A 22,700-nucleotide genomic window follows, 5' to 3' on the forward strand; every position below is an offset into this window, starting at 1 on the left:
ACTAAATTGCTCTTGCGGTGACGTCTCGGTGCGAACGAGGGACCAACGAAAACCGTGGAGACTTTGCGCCGCCGCCACGGAACGACGCACGAATGCGTCAGGCCCACCCCATAGAGCAGGCCGTCGGCATCGAGCACTACGTCTCCGAGACCGACGGCATCGGCGGCCACCTCCGCGACCGCGACGAGCACTTTCGGGTCCGCGAACTCGAGCGCTTCGCCACGGAGCCGGTCGACGCCTCGACCGACGCCTATCCGCACCTCGTCTTCCGGGCGACGCTCCGTGGCTGGGACACGAACGACTTCGCGCGCCGACTCTCGAACGAACTCGGCGTCTCTCGCGAGCGGGTGTCCTGGGCCGGAACGAAGGACAAGCGGGCGATCACGACGCAACTGTTCTCGGTCTACGGCGCCGACCCCGCGGACCTCCCCGACCTCAACCGCGCCGAGATCGACGTGCTGGGCCGGGCCGGGCGCTCCCTCGAGTTCGGCGACCTGGCGGGCAACGCGTTCGAACTGGTCGTGAGCGACCCCGACGAGGGCGCGCTCGAGCGCGTCGAGGCGATTACGAACGAGTTGGCGGCGTTTGCGGGGCTCGAGGGCGAGGACGGGGGTGGGGTTGGGAGCGACGACAGTGAGCCGACTATCGGCGTCCCCAACGTCTTCGGCCAGCAGCGCTTCGGCAGCAAGCGCCCCATCACCCACGAGGTCGGCCTCGAGATCGTCCGCGGCGACTGGGAGGGCGCCGTCATGGCCTACCTCGGCCGGCCGACGGAGGCGGAACCCGAAGACACCCAGACCGCGCGGGCGTTCGTCGAGGAGACTCGCGACTGGCAGGAAGCGCTCGAGCGCTTTCCGAATCGCCTCCAGTACGAGCGCTCGATGCTCCACGAACTGGCCGAGGGCGACGGGAACGAGTATGGGAACGGCAATGAGGGAAGCGGGGACAGAGAGCCAGCCTCCGAGACGTTCCGAAACGCCCTCGAGCGACTCCCCTCGAACCTCCAGCGGCTGTTCGTCCACGCTGCCCAGTCGTTCGTCTTCAACCGCATCCTGAGCGAGCGCCTCGAGGCTGGCCTCCCGTTCGACAGACCGGTCGCCGGGGACGTCGTCTGTTTCGCCGACCGCGACGCGCCGGAGGGGCTCGAGTTGCCCGACGTCGACCGCAGTCAGCGAGTCGACGAGCGCAGGGTACGGTCGGTGACTCGCCACTGCGAGCGCGGCCGGGCGTTCGTCACCGCGCCGCTGGTCGGCACGGAAACGACACTGGCGGACGGGGAACCGGGTGAGATCGAACGGCGGGTGCTCACAGATCTCGACCTCGAGCCCGCGGATTTCGAGTTGCCCGGCGAGTTCGATTCGATCGGAACCAGGCGAGCGATCCTCGTTCGGACGCCGCTCACCGTCGACGCGGGTCCGCTGACGTTCTCGTTCTCGCTGCCGAAGGGCTCGTACGCAACGGTCGTGATGCGCGAGTACCTCAAGAGCGATCCGCTCGCACTCGGGTGAGATTGGTCGCACCAGGCCGGCTTACGGCTCACTACTCGTGACTCGTGAGTCGGCATCCAGGCACCCTCGAGGACGAGACGTCAGATCTCGTCGTCGGGATCGTGTGCCGCTTCCATCCGTTTCGCCTCGGCGGCGTACCGTTCCTGTAGTTCGGGTTCCTCGACGGTGCCGAGATCGTCGACCGAGACGTCTTTGGCGGCCGTCACCGCACCCAGCGCCTGCGAGGCGATTTCTTTTCGGTAGACCCGGTTCCCCTCGAGCGTCGCGTACTTGAGAATCACGAGGTCCCGATCGGTGTAGCCGCGCTCGACGAGCCACGCGCGTACGTCGCCGGACTCCGGTGGCATGGGTTCGTAAACGAGGCGGTTACTGATACCTGTTCCCCTGTCCCCTGACAGCGCCGGTGGAGACAGTACCCGCGACTCGTGCCAGGGCCGACCCCCGGACCAGTGATCCGCTCCGGATACCGTTACGGCCCCAGTTCGAAACACCGCATCTTTAGGCGCTCGTCGGCAACCACGCCCATGGAGTGTCGCCACTGCGGATCGTCCCTCGAGAAACCCGGCGACTTCTGTCTGGTCTGTCGCACCGGGAACACCGACACGGTGGTCCTCGAGGCCGCACGCGACCGGGCGACGCTGACGATGCTCGACGACGAGACGCGACTGGGGGAGACGACGATTACGACGGCACCCGAGGAGGGGGATCTCGAGGTCGTCGAGTTCAGGAATTTCGCGAGCCTTCTCGGGGACGAACTCCGCCGGAAGCGCCCTGAGGAGGTCTACGCCGCGGGCGACCGGGACGTGATCCAGGCGGTTCGCGAGGACACCCACTACGCGTTCTATCGGGTCGAGGACGACGACCCCGTCGAGGCCGTCCTCGGGAGACGCGGCGACCGGGCGCTCGACGTGGTCGAGACGGCGCCGGCGGACAAACTCGGCGGGAGCCACACGACCCTCATCGGCGGGCGCGCGGGTATGCGAGCGATCCAGACCGTCGCGGGCCACCCCCACGTCAAGAAGGTGATCCCCGGCCCCATCGACGCCGGCGGCACCGGCTCGCAGTCGGGGCTCCGGGCGAAGGTCACGCGGGCGGACGACGGCGGCAACGTCCGCATGCTCCTGCGAGACGGCTCGAGCGTCCAGGAGAACCGGATCGTGACGACGGCCCGGGACCGCGAACTGGGCGAGGTCGTTCGCGACGATTTGAACGAGGCGCTGCTCGAGGCGGGCTTGCGGGAGGAGTGACGGGGCCGAGTCGCTCGGTGCAATCCACCCCCGGTCAGTCGCGACTAAGGGGCGGTAACAATTAACAAGGTGCGTCGTGTAGCGAGATAGCGCGCCCGCTGGAAGGAACCATTACCGAACGAGATGGCGCCGAATTGGGCGCAGGAGTGGGGTATGATACCAGAAACGAGACCGAATGCGATTACGACAACCCGCGCGATGGAAGGGTTCGGTCGCGGTCACTCGGAGGGGAGAGATGGCCGAACGTGATCTCATCGTGTACGTCGACCGCTCGGCGGTACGGGAGGGAGCGATGGACGACCTCGAGACGGCGATGGCGGAGCTGGCCGACTTCGTCGAGACGAACGTGCCGGATATTCTGGCCTACAACGTCTACTTCAGCGGGGACGAAGAGCGGATGACGGTAATTCACGTGCACGACGATCAGAGTTCGCTAGAGCGACACATGGAGGTCGCCGGACCGAAGTTCCCGCCGATCGGAGAGTTCGTGGACATGGAATCGATCGACGTGTACGGCCACCTGGACGACGAACTCGTCCGCCAGCTACGAGCGAAGGCCTCGGAGCTGGGAAATGGACGGGTGTCGATCCACGACGTCCACTGCGGCGTCGACCGCATTACCGACGAAGGCGTTTAACGAGGCGTCCGAAGGCGACCCCCGAGACCCAGAGTATGGGTCCGACGTAATGGAATTCGAGACTCTCCCACCTGCGATCGCACTCATCGACGAGAAGACGAGCGTTCCGGGACTCGAGGTGGACCAAAGATTCGAAGCGGACGGGAGCGGTGCTCCCGTAGTCGCTTATTCCAGTCGTTCGAGCAATGCGGCTTGCTGCGGGATGATCTCTTCGACGGGCGCTGCCGGTGCGGTCTTCGTCTCTTCGAAGAATGCCGTCTCGTCTGCGGCCACGCGCCACATATTGAGTCCGTCGTTCACCGCAGCGTAGTCGCTGGCCTCCCAGATGACGATACCCCATCCGTCCGGCGTCGCGTCCCAGCGAACGACGTCGGCGTTTTCGGGCGGAAACAGCCCCTCCTCGGTGAGCGACCTCGCGATTTCGTTCGTTTCTCGTGCGGATAGTCCTTCGTTGAGCTTCCAGTACGTAAGGAATAGCATGTGTACGTGTTTCGTCTGTCACACAATTCGATCGGTCGATAGCGCTGTACTTACCGTGTTTTGAGCCAGTTCTCCCCTCCTACGAATCCCCGCCCGTCGATGTGGTCACAACGAGGAGAACATATGTAGTATGTTACCAAATAGCATAATGTTTTTGGGGCCCTGACGATTATGTCCTGCCACACGCGACAATTGACCGCAACGACCGAGTCCAGAACACGGCAGTAGCGACTTCGCGCTTGAGGAGGTGAGTCGAACCGATCGGAAACTGCGTCATCGAGGCCGATTCGCCCCCGGTCGTCGGAGAGCGGCGAGCCGAACTCAACACCTTTATCAGAACGAGGGGGATAGAAACCGATACTATGGCCGAAAAGAAGCGAGGCAAGGTCGGGAGTGCCGGCCGATTCGGAGCGCGATACGGACGCGTCGCTCGACGACGCGTCTCGGAGATCGAACACGACATGCAGTCCTCGAAGGTCAACGGCGACGACGTCAAACGCCTCGGCCCCGGCATCTGGGAGAACGAGGAGACCGGCGAGGTCTTCACTGGCGGCGCTTACCGCCCCCAGACCCCGGCCGGCGAGACCGTCCGTCGCTCGATCCGGGCCGCCCTCGGCGAGGAATCCGACGAGTAGTCCGGAAACCCAGACCACACCACCTCACATGAGTTACAAGTGCTCCCGCTGCAAACGCGACGTACAGCTCGACGAGTACGGGGGCGTCCGCTGTCCCTACTGCGGTCACCGCGTGCTCCTCAAAGAGCGCAGTCGAGACGTCAAGACCGTCGACGTCAACTAGGCATTTTCCGGTGTTTCCCCACGACGCCACCCTCGAGTTCGAGTACGAGTCGCCGACTCGAGCGACGACCGTTGCCGAGGCCGTCTCCCGCGAGGTCGGCGAGATCGACGACGACCGCTCGCGGACGACGATCGACCGCGACGCGGAGACGGTGACGGTTTCGGTCCTCGCCCGCGATCTGACGGCGCTCCGGGCGGCGCTCAACACCTGGTTCTCGCTGGTCGACGTCGCGGAGCGAGCGACGGCGATCGGGGAGCGATACCGGTACCAGAGCCAGAGTCTCGAGACGAGCGGGACGGACGAGACGGATCGTTCGGGTGGCGACGATAGCCACGATAGCCACGACAACCACGACGGCGATGGCTGACGACGCCACCTGCTCACCGTTCGAGCCGTCCCCGAACGAAGACTCGACGTCCCAGCCGATCGAAACCTGGCAGCTGACGCCGACGAACTCGAGCCTCCTCCGCGCGTTGCTGTACGCCTCCTGGACGATTTCGGGCGGATTCGTCGTCCTGCTCGCCGCGCTCGCCGCGTATCTCGCCCTCGAGGCGGCGGTTCCTTCGTGGGCAGGTTCGACGCCAGAGTTGGCTGTCGGCGTGATCCTAATCGTCGCCCTCGTCGTCACCCTCGCGGGATTTGGCTGGCTCCTCACGCGTCTCGTTCGCTGGCGACACGGCCGCACCTTTCTCCGGCTTCGCGCGCCGGAACCGAGTGATCCGGCCCGATCCGTCGTTGAACACGCGCCGATCCGATCGCTCGTCGCGTTCGCTGGTGTCGGCGCCGTGGTCCACGCGGGCGGCTTCGCACTCGTCCTCGGTCTCGAGCGATCCTCGTTCTGGTACCTGCTCCCCGTCGGTGCCGTGTATGCGACCTTCGTCGCCGTTCGCTGGTGGCTGCCGACCGCCGGCCGCCTGACCGACGACGTGCTCGTCGTGACGTCGTTTCCCCACGAGGGTGCCGCCGGCAGTCGCTGGTTCGGTGCGCTCGAGACGACGCTCGAGGTCGATCGGGTGTCGATCCAGCGCGTTCGGGCACGGTCGCTGGGCGAGACGACGCTCGTGTGGCTCGCCCGTGATCGATCCGCGTCCGTCGTCGCGGCCGTCCCACCGTCCGTTCGCGACCGTCTCGACGGGTGACGTGACTCCCGTCGAACGTGGCAACGGGATGCGAATCCACTCACGAGACGCAAAGCTTGGCTTTATCAGTGCGGAGGGCAACCGTCGAGACATGCAAGGCAATCTGCCGCCGGAGGCACAGGAGAAGATCGAACAGCTTCAGGACCTGCAGGAGACAGCACAGACCGTCGCCGTCCAGAAGCAGGAAGCCGAGTCCTCGCTCGACGACGCGCAGGCCGCCCTCGAGGAACTCGAGGACGTCGACGACGACACCACGATGTACCGCCAGGTCGGCGAACTGTTCGTCCAGACCGAGTACGACGAGGCCCAAGAGCAGCTCGAGGAGAAAACCGACACCCTCGAGATTCGTCTCGAGACCCTCGAGAAGCAAGAAGAGCGCGTCCAGACGCAGTTCGAGAGCCTCCAGGAGGAACTCCAAAACCTGCTGGGCGGCGGCGGCATGGGCGGGCCCGCCGGTCCGGGCGGCCCGGGCGCCGGCGGCGCGTAGATGCCGAGCAGCGAGTCGGAACCGGACGACGAGACGGTCGTCCAGACCGCCGCTGACGCCGCCGAAGACATCATCTTCTCGGCGTACAAGCAGTCAGCCGTCCGCGACTACGACGTCACCGTCGTCTTCGAAGAGGGCGTTCTGGAAGTCGATGTCTACCTGAACGTGCCGGACGACGCGGGCGAACGGAACCCGGATGCCGTCGCGGACGAGGCGGCCCTCGTCGCCCGGTCGGCGGTCGACGACCTGTTCGGCGAGTGAGCGGCGCCTCGAGCGATTTTTTGACGGCGAACCCCGACCAGAGCGTGTGAGTTAATCACACACCACCCCAACGGTTTTTACGGTACCCGTCGAGGCTCGAGTCGAGACGAATGGAGACCCTTTCTTTTCACTGAACCGGGATTCTCGCCCGACGGGATCCACACGGCGCGTTCGGCTCCCGTCCGTAGCGGCATCGGTCTATCGCTAGTCGGTCGCTCGTCGCTCGCCTAATGATCCGCGACTCGTTCGTGTCGAGAAACCCGGACTCGAGGAGGACTCGAGCGGCGGCGCTCCCATTCGCGTAGATTGCGACGCATCGAGCGCCACCGAACCGTTTCCAACCGGGTCGGTGCGACCCGGAAACCCACCATCGACACATGTCACGACCGAGTGCGAACACGTCCACGAACCGCCCGCCAAAATCCGCCGTCGTCGTCGCCCGCGAGCCGACGACACCGGTCGAAACGGCTGAAATCGAATCGCTCGCCCGAAGCGCCGGCTATAGCGTCGTCGACACGATCACCCAGCCCGGCCACCCCGATTCCGGGTCGTACCTCGGGACGGGTCGGCTCGAGGACCTCGCCGAAACGGTCGCCTCGAGCGACGCGTCAACGGTGGTCGTCGACGACCGGCTCACCCCGGGTCAACACCACGCGATCGAATCGACGCTTCCCGACGAAACGAGCGTCCTGGATCGCTACCGTCTCGTCCTCGATATCTTCGAGACGGGGGCGAGTTCCCGTCGGGCGAGTCTCCAGGTCGAACTCGCCCAACTTCGCTACGACCTGCCTCGGTTGATCGCCGCCAGTGACGAGGGAATGCTCAACCGAGTGACCGAGAGCGGGACGCCAGTCTACGACGTCCGCGACCGGATCTCGCGACTCGAGCGTCGACTGTCCGAATGCCCGGATCCGGCCGAGCAGTTCCGCGAGCGTCGCCGCGAGGAGGGCTTCGACCTCGTGACCATCGCCGGATACACGAACGCTGGGAAGTCGACGCTGTTGCACCGGCTGGCGGACGAACTGTCGTTCGAGCCGTCCGAGTCTGCCGACGTCGCCGATGACCACCTCCTCGACGGCTCGAACAAACACGCCACCGCCAGCGTCGCAGACCGCCTGTTCGAGACGCTCGAGACCACGACCCGGCGAGCCACGGTCGGCGACCGGCCCGTGCTCGTCACGGACACCGTCGGCTACGTCGACGAACTGCCACACGACCTCGTCGCGTCGTTCAGCGCGACCCTCTCGGAGGCGGCCGCGGCCGACGTCGTCGTCCTGGTGGTCGACGCGAGCGACGACCTCGAGACCGTCGAGGAACGGCTCCGGGTATCCCTCGACGTTCTCGCCGAACAGGATGTCGACCCCGACCGGATCCTCACCGCACTGAACAAGATCGACCGACTCCAGCCCGACGAACGGGAGACTCGCGTCGACCTCGCCAACGAAGCAGGCCTGGACCCGATTCCCGTCAGCGTTCGCGAGGGGACGAACCTCGAGGGGCTTCGAGCACGCATCGAAGACCACCTGCCGACGGAACGCCTTCGCCTCGAGATGCCCGCGGGCGACGACGCCATGGCGCTGGTCTCGCGAGCCTACGATCGGACGGCCGTCGAGGACGTCACGTATCACGACGAAACGGTCGTCCTCGAGTGTACGGGCCGTCCGGCGGTCCTCGAGCGGCTTCGGGGGGCCGCTGACCGGGCGTAGCTACTCCCGGTCGCGTTCGTAGGGCACCCGATCGAGCGTCTCGCGAAGCCGTGGGCGAATGTCGAACAGGTATCGCTCCGTGCTCTCGCCGTCGGGCCCCGGCTGGGTGTAGACGACCTTCTCGATGGAGACGCCCTCGGGGACGGTCTGGGTGACGACGACCGCGTCGAGCGCCAGGTCCGGCGGAATCTCGGCGTCGGTACCGCACCAGCGCGAGGGGAGGTTCGCGGCGTGCGGGCGAAGGACGTTCGACCCCTGGTAGAGGAATCCGTCGTCGCCGACGAAACTGGTGTTCGACCGCCCGCGCCAGGACAGGGGCCGGTCCCCGGTGTTGTGTGCAGTGAAAAACGCGGCCGTCACCCTCGTCCCGAACTCGAGGGGGTGCTCGAGGAGCGTCCCGAGGCCGACGTCGTCGACGAGACCGACGAGCGACAGCGTCAGGAACGAACCGTCGACTGTCGGGCCGACCGGTGGCGTGACGTCTCGAGTCGTCGGATCGTAGAACTCGACGTGCACGCCGTCCGGTGGGGCGTCCTGCTCGCCCGTGATCGTCTCGTAGGCGCGCTTGATTCGCAGAAATCGCGCGCGAGAGCCACCCTGGTCGGGATGGTGCCGTTTGAGGAGGGTCCGATAGGCCCGTCGGACCTCCTCGGTGTCGGCCTCCGGCGACACCCCGAGGACCTCGTAGTGGCTCTCCATATACCACACTGGAAGTCACTCGGTAAAAAGAGTGTTCCGTCCGCCGGCCGGTAGGGCGTGGTAGGGGATAGACGGCGGGACGGTAGGGTGGTGGGGCGAGGGCAGTGGCGTCTTCAGTCAGCAATCGACTCGAGGGTTATCTCACCGGTGCTGTCGACGGTGACTTGACGACCACAGTACTGAAACTGTACGGTGACCTCGTTTTGCTGCCGGGTCGGCGACGTCGGTTCGAGCAACTGATCGAGCGCCTGCGGATCGATCGCCTCGTGAAGCGGCGGATAGGTCGGAGGTGCGAGTTCCTCGACGGGTACGTTCTCCGCGTGAGCCACCGCCTCGACGACGGCGAGGCTGGGCGCTGTCTGAAACGGCGAAACCATGGTGTCTTCCCCCGACCCCATACGTATTCCCACCTTCCCGAGTCCCGGTATTAAGCCTGTCCTTCCTCACCGAGTCTCGCCTCCTGGCGACGTCGGTCGACCGTAGTCCAGCCGATTCCGGCGAGAACGACGAGTCCACCGAGTATCGTCGCGACGTCGGGAATTTCGCCGAGCAGAGCGAGCGCCAGCACCGTCGATCCGACTGGCTCGCCGAGCCAGGCGACGCTCACGACGACCGACTCGAGGTACTTCAGTGCCCAGTTCGAGATGGTGTGGCCCAGGATACCGGGCCCGACAGCCATCGCCAGAAAGAGCACCCACTCTCGCGGCGGATAGGCGACGTAGTCGTGGCCCTGGACGCCGACCAGGACGAAGAGCGTGACTGCGCAGGCGGCGTAGACGACGGTGACGTAGGGAAACAGCGAGACGCGCTGGCGGATCGAGCGTCCCGCGAGGACGTACCCAGCAACCGTCACCGCGCCGAGGAGAGCGAGCGCGTTCCCGTAGAGCGTCGCGTCCGCGACCGGGGCCTGCCCAGCGTCGCCGAACGACATGACGGCCGCGCCACCGATGGCGACGACGATGCCGGCGACAGTCCGTCTCGTCACCCGTTCGTCCAAGACGAGCGCGGCGCCCGCGGCGACGAACAGTGGCTGGGTCTGGACGAGCGTGACGCTCGCGGCCACGCTCGTGTACGACAGGCTCTCGAACCACGACGCGAAGTGGGCCGCGAGGGCGACCCCCGCGACGGTCGCGCCGAGGAGGTCGCGTCTCGAGAGCCGGCCGAACTCCTCGCGGTGGAATCCCAGCGCGACCGGAGCGACGATCATCGTCGTGAACAGCACCCGGTAAAGCGCCGCGACAGAACTCGGGGCGGCGCTCCAGCGGATCAGGATCGCGCTCGTGCTCGCCGCGAGGACGGCGAACGCGAGCGCCGCCACCGGGGCAACTTCGAGATCGGTTCCGGCGCGGACGTCTGGAATCACGTGGCTCAGATTCGAGGGGAGTCCTATAGGGGTAGCGAAACCGGCCAACGTGCGTGACGCCGGATCAGTGCACGAGGGGTCACTCGAGGGCGCGCTTCGTCCGCCGATGGCGATCCCGGAACATCCCCTCGAAGCCGAATCGCGAAAACGGCGATACTGCCTCGCCGAGTCCGCCACCCGGCAGGGCGTACTCGAGCTTGTCCCGGAGGACTGTCTGCTCGCCGTCGGCGAAAAACGAGTGGGTGTGCACCCAATTCGCGAACGGGCCGTGAACCATCTCGTCGCTGAAGTACGCTCGTCCTGGACGAGAATCTCGCTCGAGGATGATCGACGTCCAGTAAACGCGCGGGCCCACGCCGAACGGGCGGATCGACAGCGAAATCTCGGCGTCCTCCTCCAATATGTCAGGATCTCGTTCGCCGTCGGGTCCCATCACCGCCTCGACTCGCAGGTTCAGCCACGGCGGTGTCACGGCCTCGAGTCCCGACACTCGGGAGTGAAAGTCCCAGACCTCCTCGAGGGGTGCGTCGATGCGGGTCGAGCGTTCGTAGGTTGCCATGGCGGGGGATACGACGCCTCGAAAGAAAACAGTTCGACTATCGACGGCAGTTCGATTGCGAACTGGTCTCGAAAATCCTCGGCGATTAGATCGCCACCAATTCCCGAAAAGAGTCTGCAGAGAGCCGTGTGCGGGTCTCGAGGGCCCTCACTTCAGCCGTTCCTGCAGAAACGACGGATGTGCCGCGGTTACGCCCTCGATCTCGAGGATCTCCGTCGCGATCACGTCCCCGAGTTCGTCGCCGTCGGCCGCGCGTACCTCGGCCATCAGCATGTGGTCGCCACTCGAGGTGTACAGCGATTCGACCTCGTCGAGGGCCTTGAGCGCCCGGGTCGCCTCGACGTAGCGCTCGCTGGCGACGTCGATGCCGACCAGGGCGATGGTCTGGCTCGAGAGTTTCTTCGGGTCGACGTCCGCGGAGTAGCCGACGATGACGCCGTCCTCCTCGAGCTGGTTGATGTACTTTCGAACGGTGGGCTTCGAGACCTCGGCTCGCGAGGCAATCTCGGCGTAGGATGCCTGAGCATCCTCCTCGAGGACCTCGAGAATGCGATCTTCCGTCGGGCGAGTGCTCATACCCCTTCTTTTGCTCGGACGGGAAAATATCTTTTGTATCTGAAAAGCCGAGTTTCGGCCGACGTGTCTATCGGCGGACTTATCCGCACCGATGACCGAACGGACGTCGATGGTCGCCTTCGACGTCGCCATGGGACTGTTCTGGGTCGGGTGTGGGATCGTCATCCTGGTCCCTGCCTGGTTCATCGCCTTCCGCGGTCGGGCCGACCTCCACGTCCACTACGACGACAGCGTCGACCCCACCTACGTCTCGCGGCGAGCGGGGACGACCGCCCTGCTCATGGGCGTCGTGACGATTACGTACGGACTCGCTCAGATCCGGTTTGGCTACCAACCGCTGGCCTTCGGCGGGTTGCTCGTCACGTTGCTCGTCCTGGCGACGCTCACGAAGCGATTCGCCCAGGGCTGGGGCTGGCACGGCGAGTGATACGGTCGACTCGAGGGCCTCGGCTGCCCTCGACGGTCAGGCGTACTTCGGCCGCTCGCCGGTGACCTGAATCGAGCCGTCGACGATCGGATCCTCGGCGTCCTCGCTGTAGGTGTACTGGCCGGTCGAGTCACAGAGCGTACACTGGTACGTCTCCATGATCTCGTTGATCAGTTCCCCGTCCTCGAAGAAGACGCGGCTCTGGGTGATCTGCAGGAACTGCGCGGTCTCACAGTTGGTACACTCTATCATAGCTGGCGACACACTGAGATCACTCGTAGTTATCCAGCGGGTACCACATTCGACGCGCTCGCTATGCGCTCGCTACCGTTGACGGCGGATACCGTCGACAATCGAACGAGTTTCACTCGTCTGTTCGTGTGATGCCAGCCTCTCGCGAGCAAACCAAGGACTCGAACCGTCTCCTCGCCGTTAGCCGTCCCTACTCGAGCGAAGGCGGTCGTTTACCGGGACGTCGATACTCGCGACTCGAGGCAACAATCGACTGTCGATTCAGATCTCGACCGGGATTCGCTCGCCGCGACGCGCCGAGGCGTAGGCCGCCTCGGTCAGCGCCGTCACGGCGAGGGCGTCCCGGGCCGTCGCCGGCGGTTCGTGTCCCTCTAGAACGCTCTCGAGAAACGCGTCCGCGCGGGAGCGCTCGCGACGCGGGTCGATGTAGGGGTGATACTCCGCGCTCTCGGTGTCGATTTCGAAGACGCGTCGGGATCGCCACTGCTTGCCCTCGAGGTAGACGGCACCCTCGTCGTCCCAGACGTGAATGTGCTCGCGGACCGCCGGTGCGTCGCCGAGGAACGAGAACGTGCCGGTGGCCCCGTTGGTGAACCTGACGTCGAGGTGTGCCCGTCGGTCGATCCGCTGCTCATCGTCGTGGAAGTCCATGCTGGCCCGAACGGATTCGGGCTCGAGGCCGGTCGACCAGAGGACGCCGTCGAGCACGTGACTGCCGGTGTCGTAGAGGAAGCCGCCGCCGGAGAGGTCGGGGTCGAGCCGCCAGGTGCCCGCGGAGTCGTCGATCCAGCCCTGGGTGATCGAGGCGGTGAGCCAGGTTGGATCAGTTCCGTCCTCGCTCTCGGGGGCGAAGCGGTCTCGAGCCGTCCGAAACGCCGTCTGGAGGTGGCGCTGGTAGCCGACCATCAACACTTCCTCGCCCCCTTCGCTCCGGTCAGCGAGGTCGCGCGCATGCTCGAGATCCGTCGTGAGCGGTTTGTCGCAGTAGACGTGGAGTCCCCGGTCGAGAGCGGCGATCACCTGTTCGTAGTGGAGCGTGTGGGGCGTCCCGATCAGCACGGCGTCCAGCGGCGCGGCCTCGAGCATGGCCGTGTAGGACTCGTACCGGTGAGATTCGTCGACAGCGAACTGGTTGCCGACGGACGCCAGCCGGTCGGCGTCAAGGTCGCAGACGGCGGCCACTTCGGCGTCGGGGTGGCGGTTGAACTGGTCGCCGACGTACGACCCGATGTAGCCGAGGCCGACGATGCCGATGCGAAGCGGTTCCACGTGAGTACTAGCAGTCGTCACAGGGGTCTCCACACCGTCGACCGACATGGGTGTTTGGCCGGACGCAAAACCGGACGGTTCCGCCGTCACCCGCGACGTTATTGGTGAGCCACACGAACCCTCGCTCATGTCGATCACGCTCTACCAGCTCGAGGGCTGTCCGTTCTGTGAGAAGGTCGCCGACGCGCTCGACGACGCCCAGGTCAGCTACGAAACGGTGTGGACGGACGCGATGCACTCCGGACGCGACGAGGTCAAGCGCATCTCTGGTCAGCGCGGCGTCCCGGTGCTCGTCGACGAGGACCGCGGGGTCACGATGGCCGAATCGGATAACATCCTCGAGTACGTCGATCAAACGCTCGCCTGACCGATTCGAGAGCCGTAGGAATCGACTACGTGATGGTAGCTGGTGCCTGTCGCCAGTCGGCACGGGCTACGGACTCGTGTGCCACTGAATAACAAAGGGGTGAACGGTCGTCGGTGACGATGCGGGGAACACACGCCCCGTCGGGTGCGCGATCGGTGCAAAACCCGTCGCCGACTCGACGTTCGCTCGGACGTCGCGGCCGACGGGACGACGCGCTGACAGTCGAGTGCTGTGTCCGTGCCCGTAACTCGAACGTGGACTCGCCCCCGCTTCGAGTACGCTCATGTCTCTCACCAGGGCGGGCTCCCCGCCCCCGCCCGGTTTCGACCGAACGGACTCCTGCGAGCCATCGTCAGGTAGCGGATTGGGTGGTGGTGTGATCCCTGACGAAACCGTTTCTGAGGACGTGACAGGTTCGTGAAGCCAGGTACTAACCGACGATTTCGCTATCTCGTCTGCCGAGGTCCAATTCTACAAAGTCATCGTATCACCCGCCGAAACCCGGATTTATCGACGTCTCGAGTCCGAGACGAGCGGTATCTCGCTCGCTAAAATACACATTTCACCTACCGTGATTTATAGGGGAACCCGGGTACAACCCCCGCATATGCAGATCACTCGACGACGGATGTTGACCACAGCGGGCATCGCAAGCGTCTCGGCGATCGGCGGCTGCCTCGGAGAGAGTAGCGATCCGGGCGCAGGAAACGGAAACAGAAACGACGACAACGACACCGACGACGGGAACGAAACCGGAACAGGAAACGATTCAAACGACACCGAGGACGGATCGAACGACACCGAGAACGGAAACGGAGACGACGCAGACAGCGGCAACGGAGACGACGACACGGAGAACGACTCGAGCGACGACAGTCAATCCACGGAGGTCGGCGACGAGGTCACCGATTACGAAACCGTCCGGTACGAGGCGAACGACGGGGAGACGACCGCCGTGCCGTTCTCGAGCCGCGAAGAAGCGGAGTCTCACCTCGACCTCGAGTCCCGACAGGACGACGAACGCAGCGCCATCACGGACCTCCTCGAGTCGACGGACTTCGAGGCGGACTCGCTCGTCGCGCTCGAGACCCAGGGGAGTAACGGGTGCTCTGAACTCCAGTTAAAGTCACTCGAGGTGACGACCGAGGACGGCATCTCGATGGCTGCGGCGGCAGTCGACACCAGTAGCGACGACGAGATGTGCACGCAGGAGATCACCAACCTGGGCCTGCTGGTCCGCGTCAGCTACGACGGTGAGGCGCCCTCCAGCGGCAAGGCGACGATTACCGACGGGCAAGGCGGTCAGCGAGGCGTCGGCTGGAGTTCCGGGAGCGACTCGACGGAAAGCGAAGCCAGCGATTCAGCGGGCAAAGACGAGTAGGTGCAGGCAAGCGATTTCACTCTCACTCGAGGGCTGGGTCCACCGCTCGTGCTCGTTCGTCGTCGCTCGCCTCGAGCCACCAGGCGAGGCGATCGATCTCGAGCGGCCGATAGGTGGTCGTCAGCGAGAGCCACTCACACGACGCTAGCGTCCGCAACGGCTCGCTCGTCTCGATCACGTCCGTCCGGGAGTCGTCCTCAACGGACTCGAGCAACGACTCGAGTGCGGCGTTCGGCCTGGCCGTGTCGATCCCGGCGAGCTGGCGAAGGTACTGGAACGAGGTCGGGCCGACGCCCGAGACATCGCCGATCGGGTCCCGGTCGTACCGATAGACGTCGGCTTCGGCGGCCCACGAACACAGCGCATCGGTGTCGGAGGGCTCCGGTCGGTTCGCGAGGACGCGGGCCACCTCACAGAACACGCGACATTTTCGGTCGGCGTGAAAGACCTCCTGAAGCCGCTCGTCGTCGGGTTCGAGGTCGGCGACGTCCAAAAAAGACGTCACCTCGCCGCGCTCGAGGAGACGCTTCTCGGCGGTTTCGACGACCGATCTCGTCTCGGATCCGCCACCCGTGGCCGCCGTCGCCGCCGTGAGGGCTAACATCGGCTCGTCGCCGGCCGGTCGCTCGAACGAGCGAAACGAATCGGCCAGCGACGTACACGGGACGCCGTCGGCGAACCGATCGAGCACCGCCTGAGGTGAGGCCATGACTCCTGTCGGCACACAACACAGTCGACACAGATAGGTGTACCGCCCGGTGTACTCGTTCGAAAAAACGGGCCGAGCAGGGGTTCACGGTCTCGCCCCCAGGATTTCGACACCGTCGGATCTTTCGGCCTCCGGCTACTCCGGCGCGCCGTTCGTAATCGTCGTGTGTGCCCCAATGAGCGCCCCCGCGAGGTCCATGTTCTCGAGGCGCGTCTGCTCGTCGATGATCGAGCGGCGGATATCGGCGTGGCGAATCTCCGCCTGCGGGAAGATGACCGCGTGATCGAGCGTCGTGTTCTCGAGGACCGCGTCGTCCATCACGTGGACGTTCTCGCCGAGTGTCGTCTCCTCGAGGACCGCCGACTCCGCGACGTAGTTGTCGCCGTCGAGGAACCAGGCGACGGCGTCGAGGTAACTGTCGGGGGTGCCGATGTCGAACCAGGCGCCCTCGAACGTGAACGCGTGGGTCGGCTGGCGGTTCTGCAGCCACTGGATGAACCAGCCGGGTTCGTCCGGGTTGTTCCCCTCTTCGAGGTACGTCGAGAGCAAGGAGAGATCCTCGCGTGGGAACGCGTAGCAGGCGATCGAGACCAACGTGCTCTTCGGATCGTCCGGTTTCTCCTGGAAGTCGACGACGCGTTCGCCCTCGAGTTCGACGAGGCCGTAGGATTTGGCCTTCTCGCGCGACCCGACGTCGTAGGCCGCGAGCGTCGGCGTCCCCTGCGCCTCGAAGTAGTCGACGAAGTCGGCGACGTCGAAACTGATGAGGTTGTCCCCAGCGATGACCACCAGGTCGTCGTCGACGTTCTCGCGCTCGATCAGCTGGGCGAGTGCGCCGACAACCCCGAACTTCTCGTCCTCTGCTGCGGTGTCCTCGACGGACAGGCGCGGTTTCTCGAAGTCCGACGCCGCGAGGTGGGCCTCGAACTCCGCTTGGAAGCGCTCGTTCGTGCTGACGAACACCTCGTCGATCCGCTCGTCGGCCTCGAGGTCGGCGAAGATCCGGTCGATAACGGTCGAGTCGCCGATTGGGAGAAACATCTTCGGTCGATGTTTGGTAATCGGCCACAGCCGAGTCGCGTATCCTCCGGCGAGAACGACGGCCTTCATACACTCGCAGTTCACCAGCAGGGTGTAAGACACTTGCCCTTTATCGAGCAACGGAATTCGCGAGTCCCCGTAGTTGTCCTATAATTCTCGACTCTCGTCAGGCGTCGACTGAGACTGACGTTCGACGACCGCCTCGAGCACGATCCCCGCCTCGAACCCGCCACGCTCGGCTGTCTTCTCCCGTCGGCGTTCCTCGAGTTCCTCGACCGACCAGCCCTCGTGAACGCAGCACGCCCGAACCACCTCGAGGACGTCGGCGAGTTCGTCCAGACTTCGGTCCTCGCGATACTCGGCGCACTCCTCCTCGAGTTTCGCGAGCAACCGCCGATCGTACTCCTCGTCGTCTGCGACGTGGGTGATCGGTCGCTCGCCGTTGGCCTCGACGATGGCCGGAATGTCGTCGCGGACCAGTTTGTCGTAGATGCGCGGCATACGCATGCGGTCGAACGGTACCCACTCGAGCGTGTCGGCTCGAGGCGGTCGAAAGCGAACCTCTATAACCGACGAGGCGTTCAGTCACGACGAACCGCCATGCGAGAAGCCGACGAAACGACGCGTCAACGCCTCGCCGACGCGCTCCGGGACGAACCAGCGACCCCAAGCGCGCTCGCGACCCGACTCGACCTGACGGCGGGAGCCGTGCTCCGCCACGCCGAACACGTCGCCCGCTCGGTCGACGGGACCGACGAGCAGTTTCTCGTGGCCCCGCCCGCCTGTCGAGACTGCGGCTTCGACGCGTTCGACGACCTGTTGAACCTCCCCTCTCGGTGCCCCGAGTGCAAAAGCGAAGCCGTCGACGAACCGACGTTCACCATCGAGTAGTCGGCCACTCGGGTGGCATACGGGACGTATTCGGTCTACAGCGCTGGCGTGTGCCCAAGTCGATACGGATATCAGTCGTCGCACCGACAATCGGGATATGAACGATCGAGTGAACGACTACCGAGCGTCTGCGATAGGCGTCGCTCAGGGCCGCCGACGTCGGTTTCGTTTCCGTTTTGGTTTCCGTTCCAGCAGACTCCGCTTCACTCGAGTGCAGATTGGCTCGCGTTCTCGTTCCTGTTTCCGTTTCAGTCCCTGTTCCCGTTTCAGTCCCTCACACAGCACACGGCAGTGGTGCTCACGAGCGCGAATCCGCGCTGATTCCGGAGGGAGACGATGACGCAGCCTCCCGGACCCGACCCCAACCCCGATTCCGACCCACCCGAGGCCTGTTCGGAACTGGCGTTCGACCTCCTCGAGTGGCTGGGCGATCAGTCGGAGTCGGCGGCGGCGATCGACGAAACGCTCCGGGCGGTAGCCGCCGAGCGCCGGCGACTGTTGCTCTCCGTACTCGACGAACACGGACAGGAGCTAACGTTACCGGACGCGGCCGAGGAAGTCGCCCAGTGTGAAACCGGCAAGTCGATCACCGAACTGTCGGCCGAACGCGTTGCCAACGTCTACATTTCGCTGTATCACGACCACCTGCCCCGACTGGTCGACGCCGGGTTGCTCGAGTACGACCAGGAACGGGATCTGGTCGCTCCGGCCTCGTTTTAAACTCTCCCGTCACTCGTAATGAGCCCGCTCGACTCGCTCGTTGAATAATCTGGCCAGGAGCGACGTCACCGGCCGCTCACGATCGTCGCCCTCACTGAGGGCGATTCCGTCGACCCGATCGACCGGACGCACCTCCCACGTCGTGTTCGTCAGAAAGACTTCGTCGGCCTGGCGAACGTCTTCGGGCCGAAATCGGCCCTCGTCTATCGGAATCCCGGCGTCGGCCGCCAGGTCGAGGACGACCCGACGGGTGATACCGGGGAGGACCGGTCCCTCCGTCGTCGGCGTGTGTAACCCGCCGTCGTCGACGAAGAAGACGTTGCTCGTCGCCCCCTCGGCGACGTCCCCCTCGAGGTCGCGAACGAGCGCCTCGTCCGCGTCGTGGAGTTCCTGCCGCGCGAGGATGCCGTTCAGGTAGTTGTGCGTTTTCGCGCCCGCAGGGAGCGCAGCGTCCGGGATTCGCCGCACTCTGACCGTCTGGAGCGTCGCCGGATCGTCCCACACCGGCTCGCCCCCGAGGCCGCCCCTCGGGAGCGGTTTGACGTACACCACGACGGTCGGGTTGACCTCAAGTCGAGGTGTGAGCGTCCCGGGCTGGACGCCGCGGGTGATCGACAGGCGAACGTAGGCCTCCGAGAGGTCGTTGGCAGCCAGGGTCGCCTCGATTCTGTCGGCCAGCTCGGCCCGGGAGAGGCCGTGCCCGAGCCCGATCGCCTCGCAGGTTCTTTCGAGACGATCCGCGTGGGCCTCCCACTCGAAGATCGAACCGCCGTAGGCTCGCAGGGTCTCGAACGCACCGTCGCCGTAGCGAAAGCCCCGGTCGTCGACACTGACGGTCGCCTCGGACGCGGGGACGAGTTCGCCGTCGAGGTGATACAGGCGCTCGCTTTCGGGTTGGTTCTCAATCATCGTTACCCCCGGAGTGGTCTTCAGGCATCGTCACCCCCAGATTTGTCTTCAGGCATTGTGGCCTCCGGCGTCGTACTCGGCCGCGAAGGTACAGAACGTCCGGATCATCTGCCTGCCGATCTCGAGGGAGATGCGGTCGCCGCTCGCGTACGCTCGATTCGAGCGATCCGATTCCTCGTCCGACTCGTCGTCGGACCCGGTATCGACTGTCCCCGTCAGGATGCTCTCGGGGTGGAACTGGACGCCCAGGTGCGGGCGGTCGCGGTGGCGAACGGCCATCAACACGTCTCGTTCGTCGGTCGTCCACGCCGTCTCGAGCAGGTCGCCCGGAAGCGACTCCCGTTCGACAGCCAACGAGTGGTACCGACCGACTCGGAGTCGCGTCGGGAGTCCCTCGAAGATCCCCTCGCCCGTGTGCTCGATCGTCGAGGGCTTGCCGTGGACCACCTCCGGAGCGTGGACGACCGGCGCGCCGTTGGCCGCACACAGCGCCTGATGGCCCAGACAGACCCCGAGGGTGGGGTACGCGAGGTCGGCGAACAGATCGGTCGTGACGCCCGCGTCGGCGGGCGTTCCGGGTCCCGGCGAGACGACGATGCCGGTCGGGTCGAGTGCGCGGACGGCCTCGAGGGTGATCGCGTCGTTTCGGCGGACAACGACCTCGTCTGCGGCTTCCCCGACGTACTGGACGAGGTTGTAGACGAAGGAGTCGTAGTTGTCGACGACGAGGATGCGGGTCGGGTGGTCGGGATCAGTCATCGCGATCACCGTCGTCGTCGTCCTCGACTTCGACACCGCTACCGACCTCACCGCTGGCCTCGAGCGTCATCGCCGCCCGCTCGCCCAGCGCCGCGTCGATCGCGTTCAGCAAGGCCTGAGCCTTCGCGAGCGTCTCGTCGTACTCGCGCTCCGGGTCGGAGTCGTGGACGATCCCGGCGCCCACCCGGAGGTGATACGCCTCGGCATGGCGGACGAGCGTTCGGATGACGATGTTTATCGTCGCCCGCCCGTCGAACCCGAAGATGCCGACGCCACCGGTGTACGGCCCGCGTCGGGTCGCCTCGAGCTCGTCGATGATCGCCATCGTCCGGGGCTTGGGCGCGCCCGTGATCGTTCCGCCGGGGAACGTCGCCGCGATCGCGTCGCCGAGGGTCGCGTCGGGTCGGAGGCGGCCGGTGACGTTCGAGACGAGGTGCATGACCTCGGAGTACCGATCGACCCGGCGGTACTCCTCGACCTCGACGCTTCCGTAGGTACAGACCTTCCCGAGGTCGTTTCGCTCGAGGTCGACCAGCATCGCGTGTTCGGCGCGCTCCTTCTCGTCACCGCGGAGGTCGGCCTCGAGTGCCGCGTCCGCCGCCGGATCCTCGCCCCTAGGACGGGTCCCGGCGATGGGTTCGGTGCGGACGGAGGCACCGTCGCGCTCGAGGAGGAGTTCAGGGCTCGCACTCACCAGGTCCGTGGACCGCCCCTCGAGCAAACAGGAGTACGGGGCCGGATTCACGGCCCGGAGCGCCTCGTAGGCGGCGACGGGATGCACCGCCGCGGGGGCGACGAGACGCTGTGAAATGTTCGCCTGGAAGGTGTCGCCGTCGCGAACGTACTGCTTGACCCGCCGAACGCGGTCGGCGAACGCGTCCCGGCCGCAGGTGCTCTCGAAGGTCGCCTCCGTCGCGTCGACCGGTGGCGGGCCGACGGTGGGGTCGCCCTCGAGCGCTCGTCGGGCGAGTTCGAGCGCCCGCGAGCGAGCGCGCTCGTAGGCCGCCTCCAGACTATTCGTCGAATCCCCATCCTCGAGCGTCGAGGCGTCGATAGACGGACAAGCCGTCACCCTGAGTCGTACGCGGTCGTCCGGGTCGACCGGACACTCCCACGCCGCGAGACGGTCGTACACGCCCACCTCGAGTCTGGGCAGCCCGCGGTCGTCGACGGAGCTCCCGGGCAGGTCCTCGAGTTCGCGGGCGACGTCGTAGGAGAGCCAGCCGACGACACCACAGGGATAGGGAACGTCGCAGTCCCCACGGACGAGCGACGTGCCCTCGAGCAATCCCTCGAGGGCGGCGAGCGTCGGCGACTGTGACTGTGACTGTGACGCCGCCGTCGTAACGAGGCCCTCGCCGATTTCCGGCGTGTCGAGGCGCTCCGAACCCGATGCCGACCGATCGCGGAGTGCCGCCGCATCCGGCCCGACGGTCAGCCGCTCGACGGGGTCGACCCCGAAGTAGCCCCAGCCCGATTGGCCGCCGGTCGTCTCGAGGAAGGCGCCGGGAGCCGACTCGCATCGAGCGCGACGATAGGCGAGAAAGGGGTCGTCGACGGTGACGGCGATTTCGACGGGGAGACGAATCCGGCTGGCTTTCCCCGGTCCAGGTACGTGATCGTCGCCGGCGTCGATACGGACCGTCCTGGCGGCCTCGAGGAACGCCTCCTCGTCCGTGACGACGCGCGGCTTGTTCATGCTCGAGTCGACGTACGGGTGGCCTAACGCTTTTGCGGTTCTCACGTTAGCTCGAGTCCGTATCGTCTCGACCCTGTACCGTCGGCGTCGCTCGACGCAGAAAGGAAAACCGAACGATGAGTCGAGTTATCGGACTTCCGCTCGGTCGATCCAGCCCTGGAGTCGCTTCGCGGAGATGTCCGTGTCCTCCGAGAGCGAGTCGGCGTCTGCCGTCGCGAGGTCGGCGACGGTTTCGACGCCGGCACCCTCAAGTCGGTCGGCGTAGGCGGGGCCGATGCCCTTGATAACGTCGACCGGTTCCTGGCTGTGATCGTCCGGCACCTTGCTGGCCTCGGGGGTTGCGTCCTCGGTGGTCGGTCCCGTGGCTTCGGCCGGTTCGGCGGCTTCGTCGACGCCGTCGGGAACCTCGGTCATCGCGTCGGTCGAACTCGAGGCGTCGGTGCCGGCGGCGGCCGTTTCCGCGGCCTCGTCCGTGTCGTCCGTGTCGACTGTGGCGTCTCCAGTTTCGTCGGTCTCGTCCGCCTCGCTGGTTTCGTCGGCGGATTCGTCTTCCGCTTCGACGATCGGTTCGTCCGTCACGTCTTCCGTCTCGACGCCTTCGTTCTCGTCTTCGTCCTCGCCGGATGGACCACTCGTCGATTCGGTCGTTCCCTCCTCCGTCGGCGTCCCGGAATCGGTCGACGTCTCTGCCGCATCGTGGCCTCGTTTTCGTTCGATTGTGACACCGCCGTCACGGCCCTCTGTTGACCGAGCGTCGGCGTCGCTGTCACCGATGCCGAGAAGCGACTGTAGCTTCTGCAGGAGTCCCATTATCGG

The 22,700-nt window shown here is 65.6% G+C and carries 30 protein-coding genes and 1 pseudogene; 15 read left to right on the forward strand and 16 right to left on the reverse strand.

The features are described 5' to 3' along the window. The first annotated feature begins 92 nt into the window (after positions 1 to 92). Positions 93 to 1,508 (forward strand): tRNA pseudouridine(13) synthase TruD, encoded by a 1,416-nt coding sequence (truD, locus tag ACFQO4_RS13130; RefSeq protein ID WP_500261346.1) that lies wholly within the window; start codon positions 93 to 95, stop codon positions 1,506 to 1,508. Positions 1,509 to 1,588: 80 nt separating this feature from the next. Here truD and ACFQO4_RS13135 read toward each other — a convergent pair whose 3' ends face one another. Continuing rightward, positions 1,589 to 1,855, reverse strand: coding sequence for a DUF7967 family protein (locus ACFQO4_RS13135; protein ID WP_500261347.1), 267 nt, complete (start codon positions 1,853 to 1,855; stop codon positions 1,589 to 1,591). A gap of 177 nt (positions 1,856 to 2,032) precedes the next feature. Between ACFQO4_RS13135 and ACFQO4_RS13140 the strand changes: the two genes are divergently transcribed. Next, entirely contained in the window at positions 2,033 to 2,755 is a 723-nt protein-coding gene (locus tag ACFQO4_RS13140) for a DUF2103 domain-containing protein (RefSeq protein ID WP_500261348.1), read from the forward strand. Positions 2,756 to 2,990: 235 nt separating this feature from the next. Then, positions 2,991 to 3,392: a hypothetical protein gene (locus tag ACFQO4_RS13145; protein ID WP_500261349.1), complete on the forward strand. Its 402-nt coding sequence runs from the start codon at positions 2,991 to 2,993 to the stop codon at positions 3,390 to 3,392. Between the two features lie 165 nt (positions 3,393 to 3,557). Here the strand turns inward: ACFQO4_RS13145 and ACFQO4_RS13150 are convergent, their stop codons facing one another. Next, positions 3,558 to 3,872, reverse strand: coding sequence for a hypothetical protein (locus ACFQO4_RS13150; RefSeq protein WP_500261350.1), 315 nt, complete (start codon positions 3,870 to 3,872; stop codon positions 3,558 to 3,560). Positions 3,873 to 4,234: 362 nt separating this feature from the next. Here ACFQO4_RS13150 and ACFQO4_RS13155 point away from each other — a divergent pair, with 362 nt between their 5' ends. The 7 genes and pseudogenes from ACFQO4_RS13155 (at position 4,235) to hflX (ending at position 8,263) form a co-directional block, all read left to right on the forward strand. After that, complete coding sequence (locus ACFQO4_RS13155; RefSeq protein WP_500261351.1) at positions 4,235 to 4,507, forward strand: eL43 family ribosomal protein; 273 nt, start codon at positions 4,235 to 4,237, stop codon at positions 4,505 to 4,507. Between the two features lie 28 nt (positions 4,508 to 4,535). Next, positions 4,536 to 4,670 (forward strand): DNA-directed RNA polymerase subunit P, encoded by a 135-nt coding sequence (locus tag ACFQO4_RS13160; RefSeq protein ID WP_252700721.1) that lies wholly within the window; start codon positions 4,536 to 4,538, stop codon positions 4,668 to 4,670. A 10-nt stretch (positions 4,671 to 4,680) separates the two neighbouring features. Then, positions 4,681 to 4,926, forward strand: a pseudogene (locus ACFQO4_RS13165) (KEOPS complex subunit Pcc1); the annotation flags it as partial. Between the two features lie 103 nt (positions 4,927 to 5,029). Next, a complete protein-coding gene (locus tag ACFQO4_RS13170) occupies positions 5,030 to 5,809 on the forward strand; it encodes a hypothetical protein (RefSeq protein ID WP_500261352.1) in 780 nt (259 codons plus the stop codon). Between the two features lie 91 nt (positions 5,810 to 5,900). Next, a complete protein-coding gene (locus ACFQO4_RS13175) occupies positions 5,901 to 6,296 on the forward strand; it encodes a prefoldin subunit beta (protein WP_312909050.1) in 396 nt (131 codons plus the stop codon). Next, the gene (locus ACFQO4_RS13180) at positions 6,297 to 6,557 is read left to right on the forward strand and encodes a DUF3194 domain-containing protein (RefSeq protein WP_500261353.1); all 261 of its coding nucleotides are present in this window, start codon (positions 6,297 to 6,299) and stop codon (positions 6,555 to 6,557) included. A gap of 377 nt (positions 6,558 to 6,934) precedes the next feature. Beyond that, positions 6,935 to 8,263 carry a GTPase HflX gene (gene hflX, locus ACFQO4_RS13185; protein ID WP_500261354.1) on the forward strand — a complete coding sequence of 443 codons (1,329 nt, stop codon included), beginning with the start codon at positions 6,935 to 6,937 and terminating at the stop codon, positions 8,261 to 8,263. Here hflX and ACFQO4_RS13190 read toward each other — a convergent pair whose 3' ends face one another. The 5 genes from ACFQO4_RS13190 to lrpA1 all read right to left on the reverse strand — a co-directional run bounded on the left by ACFQO4_RS13190 (position 8,264) and on the right by lrpA1 (position 11,460). After that, positions 8,264 to 8,962 carry a J domain-containing protein gene (locus ACFQO4_RS13190; RefSeq protein ID WP_500261355.1) on the reverse strand — a complete coding sequence of 233 codons (699 nt, stop codon included), beginning with the start codon at positions 8,960 to 8,962 and terminating at the stop codon, positions 8,264 to 8,266. Positions 8,963 to 9,075: 113 nt separating this feature from the next. Then, positions 9,076 to 9,360 (reverse strand): DdfA family disk-determining factor, encoded by a 285-nt coding sequence (gene ddfA, locus ACFQO4_RS13195; protein ID WP_500261356.1) that lies wholly within the window; start codon positions 9,358 to 9,360, stop codon positions 9,076 to 9,078. Between the two features lie 29 nt (positions 9,361 to 9,389). Continuing rightward, a complete protein-coding gene (locus ACFQO4_RS13200) occupies positions 9,390 to 10,325 on the reverse strand; it encodes a DMT family transporter (protein ID WP_500261357.1) in 936 nt (311 codons plus the stop codon). Positions 10,326 to 10,404: 79 nt separating this feature from the next. Beyond that, positions 10,405 to 10,884 carry an SRPBCC family protein gene (locus tag ACFQO4_RS13205; RefSeq protein ID WP_500261358.1) on the reverse strand — a complete coding sequence of 160 codons (480 nt, stop codon included), beginning with the start codon at positions 10,882 to 10,884 and terminating at the stop codon, positions 10,405 to 10,407. A 147-nt stretch (positions 10,885 to 11,031) separates the two neighbouring features. Next, on the reverse strand, positions 11,032 to 11,460 hold the full coding sequence (gene lrpA1 / locus ACFQO4_RS13210; RefSeq protein WP_500261359.1) for an HTH-type transcriptional regulator LrpA1: 429 nt from the start codon (positions 11,458 to 11,460) through the stop codon (positions 11,032 to 11,034). Positions 11,461 to 11,551: 91 nt separating this feature from the next. Here lrpA1 and ACFQO4_RS13215 point away from each other — a divergent pair, with 91 nt between their 5' ends. Then, a complete protein-coding gene (locus tag ACFQO4_RS13215; protein ID WP_500261360.1) occupies positions 11,552 to 11,887 on the forward strand; it encodes a hypothetical protein in 336 nt (111 codons plus the stop codon). Between the two features lie 36 nt (positions 11,888 to 11,923). Here ACFQO4_RS13215 and ACFQO4_RS13220 read toward each other — a convergent pair whose 3' ends face one another. Both ACFQO4_RS13220 and ACFQO4_RS13225 read right to left on the reverse strand, forming a co-directional pair. Next, the gene (locus ACFQO4_RS13220; protein ID WP_254157391.1) at positions 11,924 to 12,139 is read right to left on the reverse strand and encodes a hypothetical protein; all 216 of its coding nucleotides are present in this window, start codon (positions 12,137 to 12,139) and stop codon (positions 11,924 to 11,926) included. Positions 12,140 to 12,400: 261 nt separating this feature from the next. Continuing rightward, complete coding sequence (locus ACFQO4_RS13225; protein WP_500261361.1) at positions 12,401 to 13,456, reverse strand: Gfo/Idh/MocA family protein; 1,056 nt, start codon at positions 13,454 to 13,456, stop codon at positions 12,401 to 12,403. A gap of 79 nt (positions 13,457 to 13,535) precedes the next feature. Here ACFQO4_RS13225 and ACFQO4_RS13230 point away from each other — a divergent pair, with 79 nt between their 5' ends. After that, the gene (locus ACFQO4_RS13230) at positions 13,536 to 13,775 is read left to right on the forward strand and encodes a glutaredoxin family protein (RefSeq protein ID WP_500261839.1); all 240 of its coding nucleotides are present in this window, start codon (positions 13,536 to 13,538) and stop codon (positions 13,773 to 13,775) included. Between the two features lie 607 nt (positions 13,776 to 14,382). Then, on the forward strand, positions 14,383 to 15,156 hold the full coding sequence (locus tag ACFQO4_RS13235; RefSeq protein ID WP_500261362.1) for a hypothetical protein: 774 nt from the start codon (positions 14,383 to 14,385) through the stop codon (positions 15,154 to 15,156). A gap of 22 nt (positions 15,157 to 15,178) precedes the next feature. On the opposite strand, the gene ACFQO4_RS13240 is transcribed toward ACFQO4_RS13235, so the two are convergent. The 3 genes from ACFQO4_RS13240 to ACFQO4_RS13250 all read right to left on the reverse strand — a co-directional run bounded on the left by ACFQO4_RS13240 (position 15,179) and on the right by ACFQO4_RS13250 (position 17,407). After that, the gene (locus ACFQO4_RS13240; RefSeq protein WP_500261363.1) at positions 15,179 to 15,865 is read right to left on the reverse strand and encodes a hypothetical protein; all 687 of its coding nucleotides are present in this window, start codon (positions 15,863 to 15,865) and stop codon (positions 15,179 to 15,181) included. A 135-nt stretch (positions 15,866 to 16,000) separates the two neighbouring features. After that, a complete protein-coding gene (locus ACFQO4_RS13245; RefSeq protein ID WP_500261364.1) occupies positions 16,001 to 16,975 on the reverse strand; it encodes a nucleotidyltransferase family protein in 975 nt (324 codons plus the stop codon). Between the two features lie 78 nt (positions 16,976 to 17,053). Further along, complete coding sequence (locus tag ACFQO4_RS13250) at positions 17,054 to 17,407, reverse strand: nucleoside triphosphate pyrophosphohydrolase (RefSeq protein WP_500261365.1); 354 nt, start codon at positions 17,405 to 17,407, stop codon at positions 17,054 to 17,056. A gap of 99 nt (positions 17,408 to 17,506) precedes the next feature. On the opposite strand from ACFQO4_RS13250, the gene ACFQO4_RS13255 reads away from it, so the two are divergent. Together ACFQO4_RS13255 and ACFQO4_RS13260 are read left to right on the forward strand one after the other, a co-directional pair. Beyond that, positions 17,507 to 17,797, forward strand: coding sequence for a transcriptional regulator (locus tag ACFQO4_RS13255; RefSeq protein WP_500261366.1), 291 nt, complete (start codon positions 17,507 to 17,509; stop codon positions 17,795 to 17,797). 336 nt (positions 17,798 to 18,133) lie between these two features. Continuing rightward, the gene (locus ACFQO4_RS13260) at positions 18,134 to 18,517 is read left to right on the forward strand and encodes a DUF7344 domain-containing protein (RefSeq protein ID WP_500261367.1); all 384 of its coding nucleotides are present in this window, start codon (positions 18,134 to 18,136) and stop codon (positions 18,515 to 18,517) included. Between the two features lie 9 nt (positions 18,518 to 18,526). Here ACFQO4_RS13260 and ACFQO4_RS13265 read toward each other — a convergent pair whose 3' ends face one another. From ACFQO4_RS13265 to ACFQO4_RS13280, 4 genes are all read right to left on the reverse strand, one after another. Next, positions 18,527 to 19,426 (reverse strand): aminotransferase class IV, encoded by a 900-nt coding sequence (locus ACFQO4_RS13265; RefSeq protein ID WP_500261368.1) that lies wholly within the window; start codon positions 19,424 to 19,426, stop codon positions 18,527 to 18,529. A 48-nt stretch (positions 19,427 to 19,474) separates the two neighbouring features. Then, positions 19,475 to 20,185, reverse strand: a complete 711-nt coding sequence (locus ACFQO4_RS13270) for an anthranilate synthase component II (protein WP_500261369.1) — start codon at positions 20,183 to 20,185, stop codon at positions 19,475 to 19,477. Continuing rightward, a complete protein-coding gene (pabB, locus tag ACFQO4_RS13275; RefSeq protein WP_500261370.1) occupies positions 20,178 to 21,884 on the reverse strand; it encodes an aminodeoxychorismate synthase, component I in 1,707 nt (568 codons plus the stop codon). Before pabB ends, ACFQO4_RS13270 begins: the two co-directional genes overlap by 8 nt. Before the next feature lie 126 nt (positions 21,885 to 22,010). Next, positions 22,011 to 22,694 (reverse strand): helix-hairpin-helix domain-containing protein, encoded by a 684-nt coding sequence (locus ACFQO4_RS13280; RefSeq protein WP_500261371.1) that lies wholly within the window; start codon positions 22,692 to 22,694, stop codon positions 22,011 to 22,013. Positions 22,695 to 22,700: the final 6 nt, after the last annotated feature.

The sequence above is a fragment of the Saliphagus sp. GCM10025334 genome (genome assembly GCF_042663485.1).
Lineage (GTDB): Archaea > Halobacteriota > Halobacteria > Halobacteriales > Natrialbaceae > Natronosalvus.